21 protein-coding genes are annotated in these 25,044 nt (G+C 70.7%); 19 read left to right on the forward strand and 2 right to left on the reverse strand.

Annotated features, from left to right (window positions below; all coding sequences use genetic code 11):
* Positions 1-6: 6 nt before the first annotated feature.
* The 9 genes from ACFVDI_RS18140 to ACFVDI_RS18180 all read left to right on the forward strand — a co-directional run bounded on the left by ACFVDI_RS18140 (position 7) and on the right by ACFVDI_RS18180 (position 8,626).
* Positions 7-783 (forward strand): SDR family oxidoreductase, encoded by a 777-nt coding sequence (locus ACFVDI_RS18140; protein ID WP_378907560.1) that lies wholly within the window; start codon positions 7-9, stop codon positions 781-783.
* Positions 784-794: 11 nt separating this feature from the next.
* Positions 795-1,667 (forward strand): MaoC/PaaZ C-terminal domain-containing protein, encoded by an 873-nt coding sequence (locus ACFVDI_RS18145; RefSeq protein ID WP_378907564.1) that lies wholly within the window; start codon positions 795-797, stop codon positions 1,665-1,667.
* Entirely contained in the window at positions 1,664-2,278 is a 615-nt protein-coding gene (locus ACFVDI_RS18150; RefSeq protein WP_378907567.1) for a PaaI family thioesterase, read from the forward strand. Before ACFVDI_RS18145 ends, ACFVDI_RS18150 begins: the two co-directional genes overlap by 4 nt.
* Before the next feature lie 174 nt (positions 2,279-2,452).
* Positions 2,453-3,406 (forward strand): ABC transporter permease, encoded by a 954-nt coding sequence (locus tag ACFVDI_RS18155; RefSeq protein ID WP_378907569.1) that lies wholly within the window; start codon positions 2,453-2,455, stop codon positions 3,404-3,406.
* Entirely contained in the window at positions 3,399-4,433 is a 1,035-nt protein-coding gene (locus tag ACFVDI_RS18160) for an ABC transporter permease (protein ID WP_378907572.1), read from the forward strand. The genes ACFVDI_RS18155 and ACFVDI_RS18160 overlap by 8 nt, the downstream gene beginning before the upstream one ends.
* Positions 4,430-5,470, forward strand: coding sequence for an ABC transporter ATP-binding protein (locus ACFVDI_RS18165; RefSeq protein ID WP_378907574.1), 1,041 nt, complete (start codon positions 4,430-4,432; stop codon positions 5,468-5,470). The genes ACFVDI_RS18160 and ACFVDI_RS18165 overlap by 4 nt, the downstream gene beginning before the upstream one ends.
* Positions 5,470-6,465, forward strand: a complete 996-nt coding sequence (locus ACFVDI_RS18170) for an ABC transporter ATP-binding protein (RefSeq protein ID WP_378907577.1) — start codon at positions 5,470-5,472, stop codon at positions 6,463-6,465. The genes ACFVDI_RS18165 and ACFVDI_RS18170 overlap by 1 nt, the downstream gene beginning before the upstream one ends.
* Positions 6,466-6,472: 7 nt before the next feature.
* Positions 6,473-7,891: an amidase gene (locus ACFVDI_RS18175; RefSeq protein WP_378907579.1), complete on the forward strand. Its 1,419-nt coding sequence runs from the start codon at positions 6,473-6,475 to the stop codon at positions 7,889-7,891.
* Between the two features lie 15 nt (positions 7,892-7,906).
* A complete protein-coding gene (locus ACFVDI_RS18180; protein ID WP_378907582.1) occupies positions 7,907-8,626 on the forward strand; it encodes a sulfite exporter TauE/SafE family protein in 720 nt (239 codons plus the stop codon).
* A 61-nt stretch (positions 8,627-8,687) separates the two neighbouring features.
* Here ACFVDI_RS18180 and ACFVDI_RS18185 read toward each other — a convergent pair whose 3' ends face one another.
* The gene (locus ACFVDI_RS18185) at positions 8,688-10,571 is read right to left on the reverse strand and encodes an exo-alpha-sialidase (RefSeq protein ID WP_378907585.1); all 1,884 of its coding nucleotides are present in this window, start codon (positions 10,569-10,571) and stop codon (positions 8,688-8,690) included.
* 139 nt (positions 10,572-10,710) lie between these two features.
* Positions 10,711-11,424, reverse strand: a complete 714-nt coding sequence (locus ACFVDI_RS18190; RefSeq protein WP_378907588.1) for a FadR/GntR family transcriptional regulator — start codon at positions 11,422-11,424, stop codon at positions 10,711-10,713.
* 260 nt (positions 11,425-11,684) lie between these two features.
* On the opposite strand from ACFVDI_RS18190, the gene ACFVDI_RS18195 reads away from it, so the two are divergent.
* The 10 genes from ACFVDI_RS18195 to ACFVDI_RS18240 form a co-directional block, all read left to right on the forward strand.
* Entirely contained in the window at positions 11,685-13,289 is a 1,605-nt protein-coding gene (locus tag ACFVDI_RS18195) for an ABC transporter substrate-binding protein (protein ID WP_378907598.1), read from the forward strand.
* A 72-nt stretch (positions 13,290-13,361) separates the two neighbouring features.
* Complete coding sequence (locus tag ACFVDI_RS18200; RefSeq protein WP_378907601.1) at positions 13,362-14,318, forward strand: ABC transporter permease; 957 nt, start codon at positions 13,362-13,364, stop codon at positions 14,316-14,318.
* Positions 14,318-16,249: a dipeptide/oligopeptide/nickel ABC transporter permease/ATP-binding protein gene (locus tag ACFVDI_RS18205; protein WP_378907604.1), complete on the forward strand. Its 1,932-nt coding sequence runs from the start codon at positions 14,318-14,320 to the stop codon at positions 16,247-16,249. The genes ACFVDI_RS18200 and ACFVDI_RS18205 overlap by 1 nt, the downstream gene beginning before the upstream one ends.
* A complete protein-coding gene (locus ACFVDI_RS18210; RefSeq protein WP_378907607.1) occupies positions 16,246-17,331 on the forward strand; it encodes an oligopeptide/dipeptide ABC transporter ATP-binding protein in 1,086 nt (361 codons plus the stop codon). The genes ACFVDI_RS18205 and ACFVDI_RS18210 overlap by 4 nt, the downstream gene beginning before the upstream one ends.
* On the forward strand, positions 17,328-18,266 hold the full coding sequence (locus ACFVDI_RS18215; RefSeq protein ID WP_378907610.1) for a dihydrodipicolinate synthase family protein: 939 nt from the start codon (positions 17,328-17,330) through the stop codon (positions 18,264-18,266). Before ACFVDI_RS18210 ends, ACFVDI_RS18215 begins: the two co-directional genes overlap by 4 nt.
* A 3-nt stretch (positions 18,267-18,269) precedes the next feature.
* Positions 18,270-19,235 (forward strand): ROK family protein, encoded by a 966-nt coding sequence (locus ACFVDI_RS18220; RefSeq protein WP_378907620.1) that lies wholly within the window; start codon positions 18,270-18,272, stop codon positions 19,233-19,235.
* Entirely contained in the window at positions 19,232-19,912 is a 681-nt protein-coding gene (locus tag ACFVDI_RS18225) for an N-acetylmannosamine-6-phosphate 2-epimerase (protein ID WP_378907623.1), read from the forward strand. The genes ACFVDI_RS18220 and ACFVDI_RS18225 overlap by 4 nt, the downstream gene beginning before the upstream one ends.
* On the forward strand, positions 19,912-20,715 hold the full coding sequence (nagB, locus tag ACFVDI_RS18230) for a glucosamine-6-phosphate deaminase (protein ID WP_378907626.1): 804 nt from the start codon (positions 19,912-19,914) through the stop codon (positions 20,713-20,715). Before ACFVDI_RS18225 ends, nagB begins: the two co-directional genes overlap by 1 nt.
* A gap of 271 nt (positions 20,716-20,986) precedes the next feature.
* Complete coding sequence (locus ACFVDI_RS18235) at positions 20,987-23,056, forward strand: thioredoxin domain-containing protein (RefSeq protein WP_378907628.1); 2,070 nt, start codon at positions 20,987-20,989, stop codon at positions 23,054-23,056.
* Positions 23,057-23,119: 63 nt separating this feature from the next.
* On the forward strand, positions 23,120-25,044 hold a 1,925-nt coding region (locus tag ACFVDI_RS18240; RefSeq protein ID WP_378907631.1), incomplete at its 3' end, for a helix-turn-helix domain-containing protein.

The raw sequence follows: 25,044 nt of genomic DNA on the forward strand, positions 1-25,044 counted from the left end.
AAACCCATGCCCCGCACCATCGCCGTCACCGGCTCAGCGTCCGGGATCGGCGCCGCGCTCGTGAGCATTCTCGAGGCCCGTGGCGACCACGTCATCACCGTCGACCGGGTCGATGCCATGGTGGTCGCCGACCTGGCGACCCCCGGGGGCCGTGCGGCCGCCGTCGCGGCCGTCGCGGAGCGGTGCGACGGGGTTCTCGACGGCCTGGTGACCTGTGCCGGGACCTCGGTCCCCAGCCCGCTCATGGTCGAGGTCAACTACTTCGGCACGGTCGAGCTGGTCCTCGGGCTCCAGCCGGCCCTGGCGGCCTCGAAGGCTGGCCGGGTGGCCGTCGTCGGCTCTATCTCCGGCACCCAGCCGAACGACGCCGAGATGGTCGACCTGTGTCTCGCGGGGCGTACGGCGGACGCGACAGTGCGTGCGGAGGTCCTCGTCGAGAAGGGCGCGCCGACACTGATCTACCCCTCGACGAAGTCGGCACTGGCCCGCTGGGCCAGGTCCACCTGCGTCTCGCCCGGCTGGGCCGATGCCGGCATTCCGCTCAACGTGATCGCCCCTGGGGTGATCCTCACTCCGATGAGCGTCGGCCTGATCGACGATCCGACGATGCGCGCGGTGATGGACGCGGCGGTGCCGATGCCGCTCAACGGGTATGCCCAGCCCGAGGCCCCGGCCGAGCTGCTCGCCTGGCTGGTGAGCGAGGCGAACAGCCACGTCACCGGGCAGGTCGTCTACGTCGACGGCGGCGCGGAGGCGACCCTGCGCCCGGCCGACCACTACTGATCGGAGGACCGATGCCGATCGACCTCAGCACCGCCCTCGCCGCGCCGCCGACGATGCGGACGATCTCGTGGACGGCCCGGGACGTACTCCTCTACCACCTATCCCTCGGTGCCGGCCGCGATGCCGCGGTCGACCCGGAGCTGACCTACACCTACGAGCGGGACCTGCAGGTGCTGCCGACCTTCGCGGTCGTGGCGGGCAAGACCATCTCGGTCGGCGACGAGCCGGCCGCGCCCGTGATGCGGATGCCCGGCGTCGACGTCGACCTGCGTCGGATCCTGCACGGCGGGCAGCGGCTCACCGTGCACCGGCCGCTCCCCGCCGCCGGCACCGCTGAGCTGAGCACCCGGGTCGCCGACGTCTGGGACAAGGGCAAGGCGGCGGTCGTCGTCCTCGAGCACAGCGTCGCCGACGCGGGCGGTCCGCTGTGGACCGCGCAGATGCAGATCTGGGCGCGCGGCGAGGGCGGGTTCGACGGTGAGCCGGGACCGGACACGACCTGGAGCGCTCCCGACCGAGCCCCCGACCACGTCCTCGACAGCTCCACGGCCCCCGGCCAGGCGCTGCTCTACCGCCTCAACGGCGACCTCAACCCGCTGCACATCGAGCCGCCCTTCGCGGCGTCGGCCGGCTTCGACCGCCCGATCCTGCACGGTCTCGCGTCCTACGGCATCGTCGCCAAGTCCCTCGTCGACGGCCTTCTCGGCGGCGATGCCACCCGTCTGCGCAGCCTCGGCGTCCGGTTCGCCGGGACCGTGGTGCCCGGCGAGACGATCCGCACCTCGGTCTGGCACGACGGCGACCGGCTCCTGCTCTCGGCGAGTTGCCCCGAGCGCGACGGACAGCCGGTACTCACCCATGCGACCGCGGAGGTGACCCGATGACCCCGTTCGCGCTCACGGCGGTGCCCGACGACTCGGGCATCGACACGGCCGTGGGGGCCGTACGCCGCCTCTCGGTCGCGCTCCTGGCCGCCGGTGGCCAGGTGGATGTCGATCTCGACGACCTGTCCCGGCGTCTGACAGAGATGGCGGTCGAGGTGGAGAACCTCGCGCCCGAGCTCGCCGACCGGATGGTCGACATGTGGTCGGGGGAGGGGGTGACCAGGCACGACCCGGTGACCGGACCGGAGAACGCGATCGCCCCGCCCCTGACCCTCGCGGCGGAGCCGGACGGCTCCGTCGCCGGCAGCGTCAACCTCGGTATCACCTATCAGGGCCCGCCCGGGTGCGTGCACGGCGGCATCAGCGCGCTGCTTCTCGACCACACCCTCGGGGTGGCGAACGCGCACGCCGGCACCTCCGGCATGACCGGCACCCTGACCGTGCGCTACCTCAAGCCGGTGCCGCTGCACACCGACCTCGTCGTCCGCGGCTGGCAGGAGCGGGTCGAGGGCCGCAAGATCTGGTCCGGCGGCTCGATCAGTGCCGACGGCGTGGTCCTAGTGCAGGCCGATGGCCTGTTCATCGACACCCATCTCGCCCGGCCACGCTGAACGTCGAGAAGACGGTCGAGCGGGTGCTTCCGGTCAGCGGGAAGTGATGTGCTGCCCATCACACGCGCCGACCTACGCTGCCACAAGCCCCGGGGAAAGTGACCCCGACACCCACCAGAAGGGATGCGACCCGATGGCATTCGTTCAGCGACATGCAGGGCCGGGGGCGGCCCGATGACTCGCCGCCTCCTGCTCCGTACCGGTGAGCTGGTCGCCGTCCTGCTGCTGGTCAGCTTCGGCGTGTTCATGATGGTCGCACTCATGCCGGGCGACCCCGCCGTCGCGATACTCGGCGAGGGCCACACCCCAGAGGAGTACGCCGCCAAGCGCACCGAGCTGGGGCTCGACGGCAACATCTTCGCCAGGTACGTCGAGTGGCTCGGGAGCGCGCTGCAGGGCGACCTCGGCCGCTCCCTGGTCCCGCCGGAGAACAGGGTGGTCGACCGGGTTCTCGCGGCGCTGCCGGTCAGTGTGGAGCTGGCCGTGCTGGGTCTGCTGCTGGCTCTGCTGCTCGCCATCCCGCTGGCGATGTGGAGCGCCTCCCACGAGGGTGGCGTGGTCGACCGGGCGATCGGCGCCTCCATGTTCGCGATCCTGTCGGTGCCGTCGTTCCTGGGCGGCCTGCTGCTGATCGCGGTCTTCGCCAACGGCCTCGGCTGGTTCCCGCGGGCCCAGTGGGTGCGCTTCGCGGAGAACCCGCTCGACAACCTCTACCACGCGTTCCTGCCGGCGCTGACCATCGCGATGATGGAGTTGGCGCTGTTCACCCGGGTGTTGCGCAACGACCTGTTGGTGACCCTCCACGAGGACTACATCCTCGCTGCGCGTGCCAAGGGGATGCCGCCGATGCGCATCCTGATCCGCGACGCGCTCCGTCCGTCCTCGTTCTCCCTCGTCACGCTGCTCGGCATCAGTCTGGGCCGGCTGATCGGGAGCACCGTCATCGTGGAGTACCTCTTCGCGCTGCCGGGGATGGGCAGCCTCGTGATCAAGTCCGCGAACCAGGGCGACTTCCCGATGGTGCAGGGCGCGGTGCTGCTGATCGCGGTGCTCTACGTCCTCATCAACGCCGGGATCGACCTCTCCTACGGCTACCTCGACCCAAGGACCCGCCGTGTTCATGTCTAGGAAGACCCCCACGGGTACGAAGCTCTCCGCGCGCCGCCTCGCCGCCCTCGGCGCCGGCCTGGTCGCGGCCGGCCTGGCCCTGCTGGTCCTCGGCTGGACCGCGCCGCTGCCACTGTTCGCGAAGGCCGCGCTCTTCGTCGCCGGGATCGTCGTGCTCCCGCAGGGGCTCGGCCGAGTCGTCTGGGCCGTACACGGCACCCGACCCGACATCCTGTTCTGGCTGTGCAGCGGCTGGCTGATCCTGTTGACCGTCGGGGCACTGCTCGCCCCGGTGCTCCCGCTCGGCGAGCACATCGACGTGGTCAAGGCGCTCGACGCACCGATCTACCAGCCGCCCAGGCTGCTCTCGGAGTATCCGCTCGGCACCAACAACTACGGCCTCGACATGCTCGCCCGCTCGATCTACGGAGCCCGTACGTCCCTGGTGATCGCCCTCGCCGCGGTCGCGATCGGGACGGTGCTCGGCGGCAGCCTCGGCGTGATCGCGGGCTTCCTGCGCTCCGGCGTAGACAGCGCCGTGGGCATCTTCACGAACGCGATGCTCGCGGTGCCGCCCTTGGTGATGCTGATCGCGCTCGCCACCGTGCTCGAGCCGAAGACGCGCAACATTGCCTTCGCGCTGGCGCTGCTCACGATCCCGAGCATGATCCGGCTGGCGCGAGCCAACACCATCGCCTTCGCCCAGCGGGAGTTCGTCCTCGCCGCCCGGGCGATGGGGGCCACGAACCTCCGCATCATGTGGCGCGAGCTCGTCCCGAACGTCGTCCTGCCCGTGTTCTCGATGATGGTGGTGATGATCTCGGTGCTCATCGTCGCCGAGGCCTCGCTCAGCTTCCTCGGGTTCGGCGTCCAGGCACCGGCGCCCACCTGGGGAAACATGATCGCCGAGGCCGAGGGCGGCACGATGGAGGAGTATCCGCACATCGTGCTGGTGCCGGGTGCCTTCCTCTTCCTGACCGTGTTCTCGTTCAACCTGCTGGGCGAGAAGGCCCAGAAGCGCTGGGACCCGAGGAGTGCGAAGCTGTGAATGACCAGACCGTCCTGGAGGTCAAGGACCTCCGGACCGAGTTCCAGACATCTCGAGGAGCAGTCCGCGCCGTCGACGGGGTCTCGCTGAGTCTCCGCTCGGGCGAGACGTTGGGCATCGTGGGCGAGTCCGGCTCGGGAAAGTCCGTGCTGGGCCGCACCATCATGGGTCTCGTGACCAGCAACGCCACCACGACGGTCACCGGCACCGTACGCATCGCGGGCCTGGACGTGCACGCGGCGAGTGCCAGGCAGCGCCGGTGCATGTGGGGCACGAAGGTCGCAATGGTCTTCCAGGACCCGATGACCTCGCTGAACCCGGTCAAGCGGGTGGGCACACACCTCACCGAGGCGCTGCGCCTCCACCTGCGGTTGGACAAGAAGGCCGCGGGGGAGAGGGCGATCGAGCTGCTCCGCCAGGTCGGTATCCCGGACCCTGCACGCCGGATGAACCAGTTCCCTCACGAGCTGTCCGGCGGCATGCGCCAACGCGTGGTGATCGCGATGGCGCTGTGCTGCGACCCGCAGCTGCTCATCGCCGACGAGCCGACCACCGCGCTCGACGTCACCGTGCAGAAGCAGATCCTGGATCTGCTCACCTCGTTGGCCGAGACGCGGCAGATGGCGACGATCCTGATCAGCCATGACCTGGGCGCGGTCGCGGGGCGTACCGACCGGGTGCAGGTGATGTACGCCGGCCGAGTCGTCGAGCGCTCGGCGACCGCCGACGTCTTCAACGGTCCGCGGCACCCCTACACCGAGGGCCTGCTCGCCTCGATCCCGCGCCTGTCCGACCCGCCGCACACGGTGCTGCGGACGATCGTCGGGTCGCCGCCGAACATGGCCGACCCGTCGTCAGGCTGCCGGTTCGCCCCCCGCTGCCCGTACGCCCAGGAGCAGTGCCGCGAGGAGCAGCCCGTGCTCGAGGAGGTCGGGACCGGTGCACGATCGCACGTCGCCGCGTGCCACCACGTGCTGCCTGCCGCGGACACCGCGTCGAGCGCGGCCGAGAAACCTTTCGTCGAGGAGGTCGGCTGATGGCCGGAACCGGAACCGCCCACCTGCGCCCTGACCAGGGGCCGGTGCTCAGCGTCGACGAGATGGTCGTCGAGTTCCCCGTCGGCCGTGGCCAGAAGGTACACGCGGTCTCAGGGCTCAGCCTCGACCTGCTGCCGGGGGAGACCCTCGGCATCCTCGGCGAGTCCGGCTGCGGCAAGTCCACCGCCGGCCGGGCCGTCATGCAGCTGCCGTCACCGACCTCGGGCACGGTCCGGCTCGGCGACCACGAGCTGACCGGACTCGGGTCCCGGCCGCTGCGCAAGGCCAGGTCGCGGATGCAGATGATCATGCAGGACCCGACCTCCTCGCTGAACCCACGCCGCAAGGTCAAGGACCTGGTCACCGAGGGGCTCTCGATCTGGGGTTTCGAGGGGACGAAGGACGAGAAGGAGGCGCTGGTCCGCGAGACTCTCTCCGCCGTCGGTCTCGACCCGGACGTGGTCTGGGACCGCCGACCGCACGAGCTCTCCGGCGGTCAGTGCCAGCGGGTCTGCATCGCCCGGGCGCTGATGATGAACCCGACGGTCCTCATCTGCGACGAGCCGGTCTCCTCGCTCGACGTCTCGGTCCAGGCCCAGATCCTCAACCTGCTCGAGCGCACCAGGGAGCGCTATGACCTCAGCATGGTGTTCATCGCTCACGACGTGTCGGTCGTGAAGAACATCAGCGACCGGGTGATGGTGCTCTACCTCGGTAAGGCGTGCGAGGTGATCCCGTCCGGTCGGATCGACGCCGACGCGGCACACCCCTACACCCAGATGCTGCTGGCCTCGATCCCGGGCGCGGGAGACCGCGAGATCAGCTCGTCGGCAGCTGCCGTCGAGCTGCCGTCTCCGCTCGACCCGCCGTCCGGCTGCAGGTTCCGCACCCGCTGCCCGCTTGCGACCGAGCGGTGCGCGGCCGAGGAGCCCGAGTTGCGTGAGGTACGCCCCGGGCAGTACGTCGCCTGCCACCATCCCGTCATCGAGGAGTGAGTCCCGCGTGAGCACCCCAGAGCGACCCGACGCCATCGCGACCGCTGCCGCCATCCGCGCCGGCGAGACCAGCGCCCGCGAGGTTGTCGAGCAGAGCATCCGCCGGATCGAGAAGCTCGACCCGCAGCTCAACGCCATGGTCGGCACCCGCTTCGACGAGGCCCTCGCCGAGGTCGACACCGGCCTCCCCGACGGACCGCTCACCGGCGTACCCGTCGTCATCAAGTCGCTCGCCGCCGACGTCGCCGGGCTGCCGACGACGGGTGGCAGCCGGCTCTTCGCCGACGACGTCAAGACTGAGGACAGCGAGCTGGTGCGCCGCTACAAGGCCGCCGGCATGGTGGTGCTCGGCACCACCAACACCCCCGAGCTCGGTAAGAACGCCAGCACCGAGCCGCTCGTGCACGGCGCCACCCGCAACCCTTGGGAGCTCGGCCACTCGACGGGCGGTTCCAGCGGCGGCTCGGCGGCCGCGGTGGCAGCCGGGCTGGTGCCGGTCGCCCACGGCAACGACGGCGGCGGCTCGATCCGCATCCCGGCCGCAGCCTGCGGCCTGTTCGGCCTCAAGCCCAGCCGAGGCCTGATCCCTGGTGCGCCCTACCCCTCCACCCTCGCTGGGCCGACCAGTGTCCACGGTGCCCTCACCACGACCGTGCGCGACACAGCGATGCTGCTCGACATCTCCGCCGGCCGGGTGCCAGGCCAGGCCTCGTACGGCCCGACCGCACCGACTGACGGCTACCGCGCCTGCGTCGACCGTGAGCCCGGCCGGCTGCGGGTCGGCCTGGCCACCGTCGTCCCCGACGGCCCCGCGGTCGACCACGAGGTTGTCGCGGCCGTACGCCGCACGGCGGACCTGCTCACCGGCCTCGGTCACGAGATCGCCGAGGTGTCTCTGCCGGTCAGCTATCCCGAGTTCGCGCGCTGGTCTGGCGTGATGATGGGCGCCAACCTGGTCGCCCACGTCGACGACCGGCTCGCCGAGCTCGGCCGCGAACTGCGCGAGGACGACATCGAGCCCTTCACCCGGGCGATGTACGAGCGTTACTCCGCGATGCCGCTCGCCGACCTGTTGCGCGCCCTGGAGGGTTTCGAGCAGACGGGTTTCGCCGCAGCCGGTCTCTTCCAGGACGTCGACGTCGTGCTCACCCCGACCCTGTGCATGCGTACACCCGAGCTCGGTGTGCTTGACACGACCGACCCAGAGGTCATGTACACCCTCGCCCCGGCCATGGCCGGGTTCACCAGTCTGGTGAACGTGACCGGCGGCTCGGCGATGTCGGTGCCCGCGGGATTCGACTCCGACGGCCTGCCGCTCGGCGCCCACTTCTTCACCGACCTGGGCGGCGAGCCGCTGCTGCTCTCACTGGCCGGCCAGCTTGAGCGGGCCGCGCCGTGGCCGCGGCACGCGCCGCTGGCCGGCTGAACGGCCGGCCCCGAGTTGGCTGACCTGCTCGTCCTCGTGACGGTCGCGCTGCTGGTGTTCGTCGTCGCCGCGCTGGTGCAGGCGGTGACCGGCTTCGGGTCCGTCCTCGCGGCGGTGCCGGGTCTGCTCCTGGTGACGGACCCGGCCAGCGCCGTGGTCGCGGCCACGTTCGTCAGCGTTGTCCTCGCCGCCGGTGCCGCCGTACGCGAGCGCCCCCACATCGACCGTCACGACCTGCGGCGGCTGACGATCGCCGGTGTCGTCGGCATGCCTGCCGGCCTGGTGCTGCTGGGCACCGCCGACGAGCATGTGCTGACGGTCGGGATCGCCGTCGCCGTGCTCGTGATGGTGGCCCTGATGGCGAGCGGCCTCCGGGTGGGTCGGCGTGGCCGCCCCGTGGCCGGCGTCGTCAGCGGGGCGCTGCTGACCTCTACCGGGATGAACGGCCCGCCCCTGGTGATGGCCCTCATCGACCGCGACCCACGCCGCTACCGCGCGACCCTCCAGGCGGTCTTCGCCGGCCAGGGCCTGGTCGCGGTCGCGGCCTTCCTCCTCCTCGGCCACGTCGACCCCGAGGTGCTCGTCCTCACCCTCGGCGGCATCGCCGGCCTACCTCTCGGGTGGCGTATCGGTGACGCCGTCTTCCACCGTGTCCCAGCCGCCCGACTGCGACCGGCCGTCATCGCAACCCTCGCCCTCTCGGCTGTCACGGTCCTGGTGCAGGCCGTCGCCTGACAGGAGTGGCCCCCGGACCTCGGATCCGGGGGCCACCACCTCAGCCGGGGGCCAAGGTGGCTCAGGACAGGTCCACGACCGGTCCGGTGTGCTCGACCACCGTCACGTCCTCGCCCGACGTCGAGGTCCAGGTGGTGGCCGGGGTGAACGATCCACGATCGAGGTCCTCCTGGGTGACCACATGGAAGGGAAACCCGCAGTCGTACGCGGCGAACGCAGCCAGGTTGCGCCACCTGCAGTTGCGGGAGTCGACCGCGGGATCGAGGTCGCGCAGGTTGCCGCTGGGTACGACGGTGGTGACCGCGTCCGTCAGGTTGCTGACTCGGTAGGTGAAGGTCAGCCGGTCACCGACGACGTACGGCGTGGTCTTCGGGTTCGTCAGCGTGCCGCCGCTGACGGAGATTCGTCCGTCGACCTCCTCCGGGAGCTTGGGCACCACGACGGTGACGATCCCCGACGAGGTGCGGCCGGCAGTGTCCCTCATCCGGACTGGGAGTCGGTAGGTACCGCCGTGCGCGGACTCGGGAACGGAGAGGGTGAACGGCACCTCGGCGCTCTCGCCGGTCGGGAGCGAACCCGGCTGCGATGCGGACACCGTCCACCCGGCGGGAGCCTCGAACGCCAGCGAGCTCGGGTTGATCACCGGGCCGAGCTGATTCTCGATCGTCAGGGTGCTGTCGACCGACGTACCGCGCTCGAGGGTCAGCTCGGGCGCGGTCAGCGGGGCGCACAGGCCGCGCAGCCAGGTGAGGTTGAACTTTGCGAACCGGATGCCGTTGTGCCCGGGCTCGTAGAGCAGGCCGACGTCACCGTCGGGCAGCGTCGCGAGCGTCGAGTACGCCATCGGGCCCGGCTGGAACTCGCGGGCGATCGGCCAGTTCTGACCGTCGTCGCAGCTGGCGCGCACCGTGCCGTTGGTCCGGCCTGTCTGCGAGGCAGCATTGGAGAACAGCAGCACCCGCGCCTCGGCGCTTCCCTGTGCGGCGTTGGGGAAGGCGCGGACGATCGAGGCGTTGTTGGTGGGGTCGGGCAGCTCGCGGTCGATCGTGACCTTGCCGTACGTCTCACCGCCGTCGTGGGAGTAGGCGACCTTGCGGAACTTGGAGCCGGCCGAGTCCCTGGAGTTCAGCATGATCGTTCCGTCGGACAGCTCGACCGTCTTGTTCTCGTCCATCCCGGTGCCGACGGCCTCGCCGGCCTGCCAAGTCTTGCCGTGGTCGTCGGAGTAGACGGACACGGCCTGGAAGGTGCCCGATCCGTTGATGATCGTGAACTGCTGGACCAACCGTCCCGCATGTGGGCCGTAGCGCAGTTGGATGCCCTGGCCCGAGGCGGCGAAGCGCGAGCGCCAGCCCAGGTCAGGCGTCACCTCGGCGGTGATGACGCGGTGCTGCCATGTCGTGCCGTCGTCGTCGGACGTGCTCACCGCGGCGTGCAGGACATCGCGGTCCTCGGGGTCGACCCCCGGCTGGGAGCCGATGAAGCCTTGATCCATCGAGAACACGTGAAAGTTGAAGATGCTGCCGGTCTCGCGGTCCACGACATAGCTGGGGTCCGAGTAGCCGGTCTTGTCCTCGCCGTCGTGGCCGCCGTGCACCACGGTCTGCGAACCCCAGGTGATGCCCCCGTCGGTGGAGCGCCGCTGCAGGATCGAGTTCGGCCCGGGCGCGTCGATCGCGGTCGGACGACCGTCGTACGACGCCAGCAGGTCGCCGTTGGGGGCGACCGTGAGGGCGGGGATGCGGTAGTTGGGGAAGCCGCCGATCCCGCCGATGGCGAGGTCCTGCTCGGTGTAGTGCGGGGCCTGAGCGGACCAGAACGGCCTCGCGTCGTTGTCGGGTCCCGGGGCTGCAACCGCCGGCGAGCCTGTCGCCGTGGTGCCGATGAGCACGGCTGCGACAGCGCCGGCGACGCCCGCCCGGGAGGTGATGGTGGATCGAGACATGGATTCCCTTTCATCAGGTGTCATATGTCACACATCTGATGTCTGATGCTAGAGAAGGGCATGCCGCGACGCCAGACCTACGCCTGGGTAGGTTGTGCGCCTCGAGGTCCCACCGGGCTCGGTAGGGCGCGGGTGAGCGTCAGACGGCTCGCTTCAGCGCCCGGGTCAAGGGCTCGTAATGGCGCACGACGGCGCTGCAGAATGCCTCGGCGTCGCCTGCCTCGGCAGCCTCGAGCATGTCGCGGTGCGAACGCGCGGTCTTGCGCAGGTCGGCGGGAAGGGCGAGGCCGAGCCGCGGCAGAACGGCGGTGTGTACGTCCCAGAAGGCACCGACGAGCTGGCCGGCGAGCTGGTTGTCCAGGTCTGCCAGCAGTGCGGTGTGGAAGGCGCGGTCGGCCTCCGCGAACTGCTCACCCTGCTCGGCCTTCTCCATCATCTCGGCGGCCAGGCGGTGCAGCTCCTGGTTCTTCTTCCCTGCAAGGCTGGCGACCACCTGGTCGGCCATCGCGATGTCGAGAGACTGCCGGATCTCGACGACGTCGCGCAACGCCTGCAGGTTGTCGTCGTGGGAGAGCGCGCCCCGGAACACCAATGCCTGGACCATCGGGTCCAGTGACATGTGGCCGACGAACGTGCCGTGCCCGTGCCGAACCTCGACGATGTCGAGGGTCGCGAGCGTACGCACCGCCTCCCGCACTGAGGAGCGGGACACATCGAGGATGTCGCAGAGCTCGGACTCCGTGGGGAGCGGGTCGCCGGCGCGCAGGCCGCGGGTGAGGATGAGGTCCTTGATCTGGTCGGCCGTCGTGGACCGCCGCATCCGAGAGACCCTGCCGGACGCCTGTGCGCTCATCGCTTCGGTGCTCCTTTGGGTATGTGGGTGTGAGGAACGTGGGTAAAGCATACATCAGACGTCAGATGAAAGCGCTCGATGGGCTCGACCGTTCACGTTGTTTCGCAGCCTAGCGAGGCCCTGCCTTGACCTGCCTGCGTGACCTATGCCACGCTAAGGCATCAGACATCATACATCTGAGGTCATGCGATGGGGGACAGTGGCGGAAGTTCTCGGGCATCAGGAGTATCCGCCGAACAGCCACGATGGAGGCACAGACAGTGAGCATCACCGACCTGGCGCGGACGGTCGTCCGTCGGCGCAGCAGCGCGAAGGCAGCCGCGGGCGCCCTCGCCCTCGTGCTCGGCATGGCGGCCTGTGGAGGGCCGTCCTCGACCAACGGCGGCGCGGGGGGCACCGACAGCATCGAGGCGACTCTCGCCTTCGCGCTCTCCGGCGGCTTCGACCCCGACAACGCGTCGAGCGCCGCCGCGACCGCGGCCAACCAGCACATCTTCGAAGGCCTGGTCGACCTCGACCCGGAGACCCGGGAGCCGTACGCGGCTCTCGCCAAGGCGATGCCCGAGCCGAGCGAGGACGGGCTGACCTGGACCGCGGAGCTGCGCGACGGTGCCACGTTCTCCGACGGCACGCCCGTCACCGCCGAGGACGTCGCCCACTCCTTCAGCCGCATCCTCCAGCCCGACGACCCGGCGGCTCCGCCGCTGATGGCCGGGTTCATCTCCTTCATGGAGAGCGTCGAAGCGAGCGGTGACACCACCGTCGAGTTCAAGCTGAAGCAGCCGTTCCCGCTCTTCGCCGAGCGCATCGCGGTGGTGAAGATCGTCCCCAAGGCTCTCACCGCCGACGCCGCGGCATCGGAGAAGTTCGACACCGCGCCGGTCGGCTCCGGGCCCTACAAGCTGGACAGCGCATCGGCTGAGACCGGGCTGAAGCTCTCGAAGAACGACGAGTACAACGGCCCCCGGCCGGCCGAGGTCACGACGATGACCTGGAACACCAACACCGACGGTGCCGCCCGCATCGCCGACCTGCAGGGTGGTCGGGTCCAGGCCATCGAGGCGGTCCCGTACCTCAACGTCGACTCGCTCCAGGGCGACTACGAGGTCGAGGAGAAGCAGGCCTTCAACCAGGCGTTCCTGATGTTCAACAACAGCGCCGCGCCGTTCAACGACAAGCGGGTCCGCCAGGCACTGCACTACGCCCTCGACAAGGACAAGGTCATCAAGACCGCGCTCAACGGCTTCGGCACCGCGGCCACGAGCTACCTCGACGAAGGCAACCCCGCCTACCAGAAGGCCGCCACGGTCTACGACTACGACGTCGAGAAGGCCAAGAAGCTGCTCGCTGATGCAGGCGTGAAGAACCTCGAGTTCGAGCTCGTCACCACCGACGCGACCTTCATCAAGGACATCGCGCCGCTCCTCGTCGAGGCGTGGAAGCAGATCGGCGTCAAGGCCACTCTCAACACGGTGCCCTCCTCGGCCGTCTACAGCGACCTCGTCCCCTCGGACGAGTTCCGGGTGCTGCTGGCCTCCGGCGACCCCAGCGTCTTCGGGCCTGACCCCGACCTGCTGATGCGCTGGTTCTACTACGGCGAGACCTGGCCGGTGGACCGGATGCGGTGGGACTCGCCGGCGCGCCAGGAGGTCGCGGACCTGCTCGACAAGGCCGCCGCCACCGAGGACGAGAACGAGCGAAGCGGTCTGTGGAAGCAGGTGCTCGACATCGTCGCCGACGAGGCTGCGCTCTACCCGATCCTCCACACCAAGGTCGTCACTGCCTACGACGGCGACGCGCTCGAAGGTTTCGAAGGTCCGGCCACCACTGGCTTGTACTTCCTCGGAACCAAGCGCGCAGGCTGACTTCGACCGACCCCGTCCCGCCCAGCCGTTCCCCCTCCGGCTGGGCGGGGCCCGACTTCCACTGGAGGCTCCATGTTGACCGTGCTGAGCATGCTGGCCCGACGCCTGGCGACGCTCGTCCCGCTGGTGCTCGGCATCACGCTCTTCGTCTTCGTGGTCATGCAGTTCTCACCCGTCGACCCGGCACTGTCGGTGCTCGGAGACCAGGCTTCCGCAGCCCAGGTGGCCGCGTTCAAGGAGGCCAACGGCCTCGACCAGCCGCTGCCGGCCCGTTACGTCGCGTTCCTCGGAGACCTCCTGCGGGGTGACCTCGGGACCACCTTCCCGCCCTCGGTGCCGGTCTCCGACAAGATCGCCGAGGCGCTTCCCCTCACCGTTCAGCTCACCCTGCTGGGCGTCGCCGGCGCCCTGGCCATCGGTCTGGTGCTCGGCATCACCGCGGCCCTGTACCGCGACCGCTGGCCCGACCACGTCATGCGCCTGTCCTCGATGGCCGGCATCTCGATCCCGTCTTTCTGGCTCGCCCTCCTCCTCATCCAGGAGTTCGCCGTGCGGCGCTCGGCCTTCCCGTCGGGCGGCTACGTCAACCCGGGCGACTCGGTGTCGGGCTGGTTCAACAGCCTGGCCCTTCCTGCTCTCGCGCTGGCCGTGCCCGTCGGTTGCTCGCTCGCCCGCATCGTCCGTACGTCGATGGTCGAGGAGCTCGACCGCGACTACGTCCGCACCGCCGTCGGCGCCGGCCTCCCGCCGCACGTCGTGGTCGGCCGCAACGTCCTGCGCAACGCGCTGGTCAATCCGCTCACCGTCCTGGGCCTGCGGATCGGCTATCTGATCGGCGGCACCGTGATCATCGAGGCGATCTTCTCCCTGCCCGGGATGGGGACTCTGATCATGACCGCGGTCCGCACCAACGACACGGCGCTCGCCCAGGGCACCGTGCTCACCATCGCGCTCGGCTTCGTCGTGGTGAACCTGCTCGTCGATGTTCTCTACCTGTTCGCCAACCCCCGGTTGCGGGGAGGTCACTGATGTCTGCATTCACCCGTCTCGGCACCGCCTCGCGGATCGCCGTCAGCTTCCTCGCCCTCGTCGTCCTCGTCGGTCTGCTCGCGCCGCTGATCGTGCGCCACGACCCCACTCAGACCGGTCTCGGCAGCGCTCTGACTGGTCCGAGCGGTGACTACTGGTTCGGTCTGGACAAGCTCGGCCGCGACGTGTTCTCGCGTCTGGTCGCCGGCACCCGGCGCTCCCTGATCGTCGGGTTCGGGGCGGCCGCGATCGCCCTCGTCGTCGGATCGATCCTCGGCGCGGTAGCTGGGACCTCGCGCAACGTGATCGACGAGATCGTGATGCGCTGCCTCGACGTGGTGATGGCCTTCCCCGCCATCGTCCTGTCGGCACTGCTGATCATCTCCTTCGGCAAGAGCAGCCTGCTCGTCCTCGTCGTCGCGATCGGCTTCGTCTTCGCTCCGCCGGTGGCTCGGATCGTCCGCGCCAACGTCATCTCGCAGTACCAGGAGGACTACGTCGCCGCCGAGCGCATCATCGGCGCAAGGCGGCCGCACATCCTGTGGCGCCACGTGCTGCGTAACTGCGCGGCTCCGATCCTGGTCTTCGTCACCGTGATGGTGGCCGACGCGATCGTCTTCGAGGCATCGCTGTCCTTCATCGGCGGTGGACTCTCCCCGCAGGAGGCCGAGTCGAGCTGGGGATCTGTGATCGCCTTCGGCAAGGAGATGGTCCAGGTCGGCGGCTGGTGGGCGACGTTCTTCCCCGGTCTGCTGATCCTCCTGACGGTGCTGGCGCTCAACGTCCTCTCCGAGGGCATCTCGGACGCGTGGGCAGCTCCCGCCGCGCGCCGTGCCGCTGGCTCCGCGAAGGCGGCGAGCGAGCAGGACGTCCTCGAGCGGGCGGTTCCCGGCAGCGGCGAGGTCGTCGAGCTGCCCGGCCTCGCCGAGGCCGCCCGTCGGCTACGGGAGCGGGCCCGCCCGGTACCGACCGGCGACCCGGTCCTCAGCGTCGAGGGACTCTCGATCCGCTTCCCCGACCGCCACTCCGGGGTCGACATCGTCGCCGACATCTCCTTCGACGTACGTCCTGGTGAGGTGCTCGGCCTGGTGGGCGAGTCCGGCTCCGGGAAGTCGCTGACCTCGCTCGCGGTGATGGGCCTGCTCCCGCGGGGCGCGGAGGTCAGGGGCTCGATCCGGTTCGCCGGTGTGGACCTGGTCGGCCTGGACGGGCGGCGTCGCCGTGCCCTGATGGGGCGCGAGATCGCGATGGTCTATCAGGATGCACTCTCCGCGCTCAACCCGGCCATCAAGGTCGGTGGCCAGCTGCGCCAGCTGGTGCGGCGTGGTGGCACCCGGACACCCGAGGAGCTGATGCGGCTGGTGGGGCTCGACCCCGAGCGTACGCTCGCCTCGTACCCCCACGAGCTCTCCGGTGGGCAGCGGCAGCGGGTCGTCATCGCGATGGCACTGTCCCGTGACCCGAAGCTCGTGATCGCCGACGAGCCCACCACCGCGCTCGACGTGACCGTCCAGGCACAGGTGATCCAGCTGCTGCTGCGGCTGCAGGCCGAGCTCGGCTTCGCGCTCGTGCTGGTCAGCCACGACCTCGCGCTCGTCAGCGATGTGTCGCACCGGGTGGAGGTCATGTACGGCGGTCAGGTCGTCGAGTCCGGGGTCACTGCCGATGTGATCGAGGCACCCGCGCACCACTATGCCCGCGGGCTGCTCGGCTCCGTGCTCTCGCTGGAGACCCGAGCTGAGCGCCTCACCCAGATTCCTGGAGTGGTGCCGTCCCCGGCCGACTTCCCCTCGGGGTGCCGGTTCAGCGACCGCTGCCCGATGGCGAGCGACGTCTGCCGCGCCGAGGCCCCTGCGCTGCAGGGCGGCAGTGCCCATGCCGTGGCGTGCCACCACCCTGCGGTCCGAATCACCGAGGAGGTGCCCTCATGAACGGTACGACCGAGAAGCAGTCCGGTGACCCGATCGTCGAACTGCGCGACGTCCACGTCGTCCACCGCACGCGCGGCGGCGGGTTGTTCGACCGCGATCGTGTCTACGCCCTGACCGGCGCCGACCTGACCATCCGCGCCGGCGAGACCGTCGGCGTGGTCGGTGAGTCGGGCTGTGGCAAGTCGACCATGGCCAAGGTGCTGGTCGGCCTTCAGAATCCTTCGAAGGGTGAGGTTCGGATCGCAGGCAAGGACGTGTGGACGATGAGCGCGGCGGAACGCCGTCGGCTCATCGGTGCCCGCGTCGGCATGGTCTTTCAGGACCCGTCCACCTCGCTCAACCGGCGGATGCCGGTCCGCCAGATCCTGCGTGATCCGCTCGATGTGCATCGGCGCGGCAGCAGCGCCGAGCGCGACCGCAAGGTCACCGAGCTCATGCAGCTGGTCGGGCTCCCCGCCTCCGTCGGCGATGTCCTGCCGAGCCAGCTCTCGGGCGGGCAGCGCCAGCGAGTCGCGATCGCGCGAGCACTGGCGCTGGATCCGGTGCTGCTGATCGCCGACGAGCCGACGAGTGCGCTCGACGTCTCGGTCCGGGCACAGATCCTCAATCTGCTGCTCGACCTGCAGCGGCGACTCGACCTCGCGATGGTGTTCGTCTCCCACGACATCCAGACCGTCAGGCGGATCAGCGACCGGATCGTGACGATGTATCTCGGTCGCATCGTGGAACAGACCCCCGCCTCGTCGATGCCCGAGGGCGCCCAGCATCCGTACACCAGGGCGCTCTTCTCGGCCACGCCCGGACTGCTGGCCCCGATCGACCCGATCCCGCTGGTCGGCCCGGTGCCCTCGGCGACCCGCCCGCCGAGCGGTTGCCCGTTCCGGACGCGCTGCTGGAAGGCGACCGAGGTGTGCGCCGAGCGCCTGCCCGAGTCGACCCCCGGAACCGTCAACGGCAGCGGTCCGCACGTCTTCCGCTGCCACCACCCCGTCCCCGCCGGAACGAGTGACGCCGAGCTCGTCGAGCTCGCCCGTCGCGAGACCGGCACGGACCAACACCAACCCGCTGAGGAGCGATCGTGAACCACCCCACCCCGTCGTACGCGGGGGTCATCCCGCCCGTCGTCACGCCCCTGCACGGCGACGGCACCGTCGACCGGCCGTCCCTGGAGCGGCTCGTCGGGCACCTGCTCGAGGGCGGCGTCCACGGGCTCTTCGCGCTCGGCAGCTCCGGGGAGACGGTCTTCCTCACCGACGAGCAGCGCGACTCGGCACTCGAGGTGATCGTGAAGACCGTCGACGGCCAGGTGCCCGTTCTGGCCGGTTGTATCGAGCCGACCACACCGCGCGTCATCCAGCGGGCCGATGTCGCCGCGCGGCTCGGCGCCGACGCCATCGTCACGACGGCACCCTTCTACGCCCTGGTCGGCCCCCACGAGGTCGAGCGGCACTTCCGCGCCATCCAGCTGGCCACCGATCTCCCGCAGCTCGCCTACGACATCCCCGTCTGCGTGCACACCAAGCTCTCGGTCGATCTGCTCGTCGGCCTCGCCCGCGACGGCGTGATCGCCGGGGTCAAGGACTCCAGCGGCGACGACGTCTCCTTCCGGCAGCTCCTGATCGCAGTTGATGAGGACCCGGCCCTGGCCGGCTTCTCCGCGCTCACCGGCCACGAGGTGGTGGTCGACGCGATGATGCTCGGCGGTGCCTCCGGGTCGGTGCCCGGCCTCGCCAACGTCGACCCGGCCGGTTACGTACGCCTCCACAACGCCTGCGTCGCCGGCGACTGGGCGACCGCGCGACAAGAGCAGGACCGGCTGATCCGGCTGTTCCGCATCGTCACGGCTGCCGATCCCGCCACGTCCTTCGGCGCGACCCGTGGCGTCGGCTCGTTCAAGACCGCGCTCGCCGAGCTCGGGGTGATTGCGTCCAACGCCGTCTCGCTGCCGATGCGGCCGCTCGACGAGACCGAGGCCGCCCGCGTGCGCAGCCACCTCGTGCAGTCCGGGCTGGTCTGAGCGATGCCCGACTCGGTCACCCCGCCGCTGGTCGCCGCCCTCGACATCGGGGGCACCAAGATGGCGGCCGCGGTGGTCGACGGCTCCGGACACGTCCTCGCGCGCGACCGGATCGCGACCCCGGCTGCCGCCGGCGCCGGCGCCGTGCTCGCCGCCGCCGCCGACCTGGTGCGCGCGGTGACGCACTCCCACGCGGTGGCCGCCCTCGGGGTGGGCAGCGCCGGGGTCATCGAACCCGACACCGGCATCGTGCTCGGCGCTACCGATGTGCTGCCCGGATGGGTCGGCACGGACCTCCGCGGTGCGCTCGGATCAGCGCTGGGCGTCCCGGTTGTCGTGCGCAACGACGTTCATGCGCACGCGCTCGGCGAGGCGGCCCACGGTGCCGGGGCAGGTCACACGTCCTTGCTGCACATCGCCGTCGGCACCGGAGTGGGGGCGGCGTACGTCCACACGGGGCTGCCGGGTCGCGTGCTCATCGGCGGCCACGCCGCGGCCGGGCACGCCGGCCATCTTCCGTCGAAGGAGGCGGGCGACCTGCCCTGCACCTGCGGCGGTCGCGGCCACCTCGAGGCCATCGCGGCCGGGCCCGCGCTGGCGCGCGAGCACGCCCGGCGTACGGGTGCTCAGGTCGCCGACCTGCGTGAGGTGGCCGCCCTCGCCGCCGGAGGAGATGCAGACGCCGGTGCCGTGATCGAGCTTGGGGGCCGGGCCGTCGGTGCCGCCATCGGCGGACTGGTCAACGTCTTCGACCCGAACGTCGTCGTGGTGGGGGGCGGCGTCGCCGGCCTCGGCGACCCATGGTGGCAGCCCCTGCGGGACGCCCTCTTCCGCGAGATCCTGCCGTCGTTGCGCGACATCCCTGTCCTCCCCTCCGGGCTGGGGGACGACGCCGCCGTCCTGGGCGCCGCGGCGCTGGCCCATGACCTGCTCGGGCGGACACGACTGATCGAAGGAGAGGTTCGATGATCGACGTTGAGCTGTTGCGCGGGGGACTCGTCGTTTCCTGCCAGGCCTATCCCGGGGAGCCGTTGCGCGACCCGGACGTGACCGCACGGACCGCCCGCGCGGTCGTCGCGGGCGGTGCGCGAGCCGTACGGGTGCAGGGCCTCTCCGACGTACGTGCCACGGTCGCCGCCGTCGACGCCCCGGTCATCGGACTGTGGAAGGACGGCGGATCCGACGTGTTCATCACCCCGACACTGCGGCACGCCCAGGGGGTCGCCGAGGCCGGCGCGCACGTCGTCGCGCTGGACGGCACCCGCCGCGCGAGGCCCGATGGACTCACCCTCGCCGAGACCATCGCCCGGCTCAAGGCCGCACACTCGGTCCTGGTGATGGCCGACTGCGGCTCGGCGGCCGACGCCCGCGAGGCCGAGGCGGCAGGGGCGGACATCCTCGGCACCACCCTGGCCGGCTACTCCGGCGAGCGGCCGAAGACCATCGGTCCCGACCTCGAGCTGATCAAGCAGATCACCTCCGAGTGCTCCGCTCCCGTCATGGCCGAGGGCCGCATCCACCGACCGGAGGATGCCGCCGCGGCGATCACAGCCGGGGCCTTCTCCGTCTGCGTGGGCACTGCCATCACCCATCCGACCACGATCACCGGCTGGTTCCGCGAGGCCGTCGAGGGAGGTCGGCGCTGATGGAGGTCGTCATCCTCCCCGACGCATCCGCCATCGGCGTTGCGGCCGCCGACCGGATCGAGGCGCTGCTTCGCGACCGCCCCGATGCCGTGCTCGGCCTGGCCACCGGATCCAGCCCGCTGCCGACCTACGACGAGCTCGTCGGCCGATGCGCGGCCGGGCGGGTGTCCTTCGCCCGGGCGCGCGCCTTCACGCTCGACGAGTACGTCGGGCTGCCCCCGGACCACCCCGGGACCTATGCCCGCGTCATCCGCGACGAGCTCGTCGACCGGGTCGACTTCGGTGCGGACGCGGTGGCCGGGCCCTGCGGTGACGCGTCCGACGTCGTCGCCGAGTGTGCCCGGTACGACGCCGCCATCCGCGAGGCCGGCGGCATCGACCTGCAGGTACTTGGCATCGGCACCGACGGCCACATCGCCTTCAACGAACCCGGCTCCTCGCTCGCCTCGCGCACCCGCGTCAAGACACTGACCGAGCAGACCCGCCGGGACAATGCGCGGTTCTTCGACGGCGATCTCTCCGCCGTGCCGCGTCACTGCATGACCCAAGGTCTCGGGACCATCCTGGAGGCACGCCGCCTTCTCCTGGTCGCCACCGGGGCCAGCAAGGCCGAGGCGGTGCACCAGATGGTTGAGGGCGCGGTCTCCGCGCGATGGCCGGCCTCGGTGCTGCAGCTGCACCCCGATGTCACCGCACTGATCGACGAGGAGGCCGCATCCCGTCTCGAGCTCGGCGACTACTACCGCTTCGTGCAGCATCACAAGGAGGGTGTGGACGGACGTGTTCTTGCGGGTCCTGCCTGAGCTGAGACGTCTCCGTCTCGAACGCTCGGGGGCCGGGTCAGGTGTGTCGAGGGAAGGTGTTCCCCCTTGCCATCGAGATGCTAAGAGGGCAGGGGGCCTGACGTCACCCCTGCCGACAGCACAGGTCGGTGAGCTCGCTGGCCGAGGCGATTGCAGGCGCCCTCGACCGCGCGGAGTTGTGGGCTCCCTTAAGTTTGTCATGTCGTAGCCACGTGATGATCGCGAAGTGGGTGTGCTGTCTCGGCGTGCCACTCGGTAGGAGTGATGGAGAATGGCCAACCGCCTAGCCGCTGCGACGAGCCCGTATCTCCAGCAGCACAAGGACAACCCCGTCGACTGGTGGGAGTGGGCGCCCGACGCGTTCGAGGACGCTCGGCGACGGGACGTACCCGTCTTGCTGTCGGTCGGCTACGCCGCCTGCCACTGGTGCCACGTGATGGCGCACGAGTCGTTCGAGGACGAGACGACGGCGGCGTACATGAACGAGCACTTCGTCAACATCAAGGTCGACCGGGAGGAGCGGCCGGATGTGGATGCCGTCTACATGGCGGCGACGACGGCGATGACCGGGTCGGGCGGGTGGCCGATGACGGTCGTGCTCGACCACGACGGCAATCCGTTCTTCGCGGGCACCTACTTCCCGGACATGCCGCGGCACGGGCAGCCGGCGTTCACGCAGGTGCTGCAGGCGCTCTCGGAGGCGTGGACGCAGCGGCGCTCGGAGATCGGGGCGGTCGCGGACAACGTACGTCAGCATCTGGCCGCCACCTCCGGGGCGGCGGGTGCCGCGGGCGACTGGCAGGTCGACGTCGACGCCGCGGTCGAGACGCTCGCGGGGGAGTTCGACCCGATGGCGGGCGGGTTCGGGGGCGCGCCGAAGTTCCCGCCGTCGATGGTGCTGGAGTTCCTGCGGCGGGCGGCCGGGGCGCTCGGGGCGGACTCGCGGGTCTCGCACATGCTCTCGCGCACCGTCGCCGCGATGGCCGGCGGCGGGATCTACGACCAGATCGGCGGCGGGTTCGCACGCTATGCGGTCGACCGCGGCTGGGTCGTTCCCCACTTCGAGAAGATGCTCTACGACAACGCCCAGCTGATCGGCCTCTACGCCCGGCTCGGCACCGAGCTCGGCGACCGGGTCGCCCGGGAGAGCGCCGACTGGATGATCCGCGAGCTCGGCATCGCCGAGGGTGGGTTCGCCTCGGCGCTCGACGCCGACAGCGAGGGGGTCGAGGGGAAGTTCTACGTGTGGACCCCGGCCGAGCTCGTCGAGGTGCTCGGCGCCGAGGACGGCGCCTGGGCCGCGGAGGTCTTCGAGGTGACCGAGGCCGGCACCTTCGAGGAGGGGGCGTCGACGCTGCAGCTGCGCCACCGGCCCGACGATCTCGAGCGGCTCGAGTCGGTCAAGGTGCGGCTCCTGGCGGCGCGCGCGGAGCGGGTGCGTCCCGCCCGCGACGACAAGGTCGTCGCCGCCTGGAACGGGCTCGCGATCAGCGGGCTGGTCGACGCCGGGCTGCTGCTCGGCGAGCCGAGGTACGTCGAGGCCGCTGTCGCAGCGGCGGAACTGCTGTGGCGGGTGCATGTCGGTTCATCAAGGTATGCAGCCGAACCGTCACATCCCGTGCGGAATTCCACGAGGGAAGCGACGGTTGGTCTGCATACCTTGATGAACCGACCCCCCGCCCGCCTCCTCCGCGTCAGCCGCGACGGCGTGGCCGGCGTGCACGCGGGAGTGCTGGAGGACTACGGCTGTGTCGCATCGGGGTTCCTGAGCCTGGCCCAGGCGACCGGCGACGCCGCGTGGCTCGACCGGGCGACGAGCCTGCTCGACACCGCGCTGACCCATTTCCGAGCCGAGGACGGCGGCTTCTACGACACCGCCGACGACGCGGAGGCGCTGGTCACCCGGCCCAGGGACGCCTCCGACAACGCCAGCCCGGGCGGCACCAGCGCAATGGTCCACGCGCTCGTCACCGCCCATGCGCTCACCGGGGAGGGCCGCTACCGCACCGCCGCCGAGGAGGCGCTCGCCGCCACGAGCACGCTGATGACCAAGGCGCCCCGGTTCGCCGGCTGGTCCCTGGCCGCCGCGGCGACGATGAAGGACGGTCCCCTCGAGATCGCGGTCGTGGGTCCGCCCGGAGCCGACCGGGACGCGCTCGAGGCGGCCGCCCGGCGCAAGCCGGGCGCGGTGGTGGTCGTCGCCGACGAGGCGCGCGACGACATCCCGCTGCTGGGCAGCCGGACTCCAGTGGACGGGAAGGCGGCGGCGTACGTCTGTCGGGGTTTCGTCTGCGAGCGGCCGGTCACGTCGCCGGAGCACCTGGCGAACACCCATACCTGATCAGGGGGAACTATGTGGTGATCCCCTATGTTGGCCCGGGCGTAGAAGTGTAACTTCGGTCACATGACGGTCGATGTGATTGCGTTCCTGGAGCTGCTGGCCGGGGATGCCGCGGAGGCCGAGTTCGAGGGTCCGTCGCGAGCTGCTCGAGCGGCGGGCGCGACGGCCGACGAGCTGGCGCGCATCGACCACGCCAGGAGCCTCGCGCTCCAGGTCAGGGACACCCTCGAGGCGCGCCGGCGGCGCGAGGGCGAGCTGGGCGCGCTGTTCGAGTCGGCCAACGACCTGGCGATGCTGACCAACCTGGAAGCGGTGCTGCAGGCGATCGTGACCCGGGCGAAGCAGCTGCTGAACAGCGACGTCGCCTACCTGACCCTCAACGACGAGCGCCGCGGCGAGTACATGCGGGTGACCGAGGGGATCCTGACCGCGGCCTTCCGCTCGACCCGGATCCCGTTCGGCATCGGGCTCGGCGGCCTCGTCGCGCAGACCATGAAGCCCTACTCGACCGCCGACTACATCCCCGACGAGCGGTTCCGGCACGCCCCCGACATCGACGGCGCGGTCAGCGGCGAGGGCATCCGCGCGATCATCGGCGTGCCCCTCCTGCTCGGCAGCCAGGTCATCGGCGTCCTCTTCGCCGCCAACCGCGCCGTACGCCCCTTCGGCGCCGAGGCGAGCGCGCTGCTCGTCTCGCTGGCTGCCCACGCCGCGATCGCCGTGGACAAGGCCCGGCTGCTGGAGGAGACCCGCGCCGCGGTCGCCGAGCTCGAGGTCACCACCCGTCAGCTGCAGGCGCGCAACGAGGTGGTCGAGCGCGCTGCCGACGCCCACGACCGGCTCACCCGGATCGTCGTCGAGGGTGGCGGCGTCGACGATGTCGTACGCAGCGTCGCCGAGGTCCTCGGCGCCCGGGTCGTCGTGCTCGACCTCGACGGGGAGGTCATCGCGAGCAGCGCCCCGGACCAGCCGGTCTCCGACTACGAGGCGGCCGTGACCCGGCGCAGCCTCGACCTGAGCCGCACCGCCGGCAGCGGTGACGTCTACGCCACCCCGGTGCTCGCCGGCGCCGAGCAGCTCGGCTCGATGCTTCTCGGCCCGCGTGAGGTCGACCGCGACGACGGTGATCTGGACGACGGCGACCAGCGGATCCTGGAGCGAGCCGCGCTGGTGACGGCGCTGCTGCTGCTCTTCCGCCGCAGCGTCGCCGAGGCCGAGGGGCGGGTGCGCGGCGAGCTCCTCGACGAGCTCCTCTCCGGCACCACCCCGGACCCGGAGACGCTGCGCGAGCGCGGCCGGCTGCTGAAGGCGGACCTGTCCAGGCCCTACGCCGTGGTGGTGGCGAACGTCCCCGGCGACCGGGCGCGTGTGGGGCAGGCGGCGACGTTCGTCGCGGCCACCCACGACGGGTTCGCGGCGGTGCGGCAGGGGCAGGTCGTGCTGATCTTCCCCGACTGCGCCGCCCGCGCCGCCGGCGAGCTGGTGGTCGAGGGACTGCGGCTCTCGGCGGGGGCGCCGGTGACGGTCGGTGCGGCCGGGCCGGTGCCGGGGCCGCTGAGCAGCCCCGACGCCGTGGTGAAGGGTTACGCCGAGGCCCGTCGCTGCCTGGCGGCGGCGATGACCCTGGGCCGCGAGGGTGAGGTGGTCACCGCCGACGACCTGGGGTTCGTGGGGCTGCTGCTCGGCTCCGACGGCCACCCGGCGGCGTACGTCACCTCGCGGCTGGGTCCGGTGATCGACTACGACACCGCGAAGGGGTCGAAGCTGGTCGAGACCCTGCGGGCCTACTTCGCCGCCGACCGTAACCTCACCCGCACCGCAGCGGCGCTGCACGTGCACGTCAACACCGTGACCCAGCGCCTGGAGCGGGTCACCCGGCTGCTGGGCAAGGGCTGGCAGGAGCCGGAGCGCCAGCTCGAGGGAGTCGATGTCGTAGCGCAGCGCCAGCGCGCGCAGCTCGTCGTCGGCGATCTTCCGGAGCCGTTCGT

It is taken from the genome of Nocardioides sp. NPDC057767 (assembly GCF_042798275.1).
Lineage (GTDB): Bacteria > Actinomycetota > Actinomycetes > Propionibacteriales > Nocardioidaceae > Nocardioides.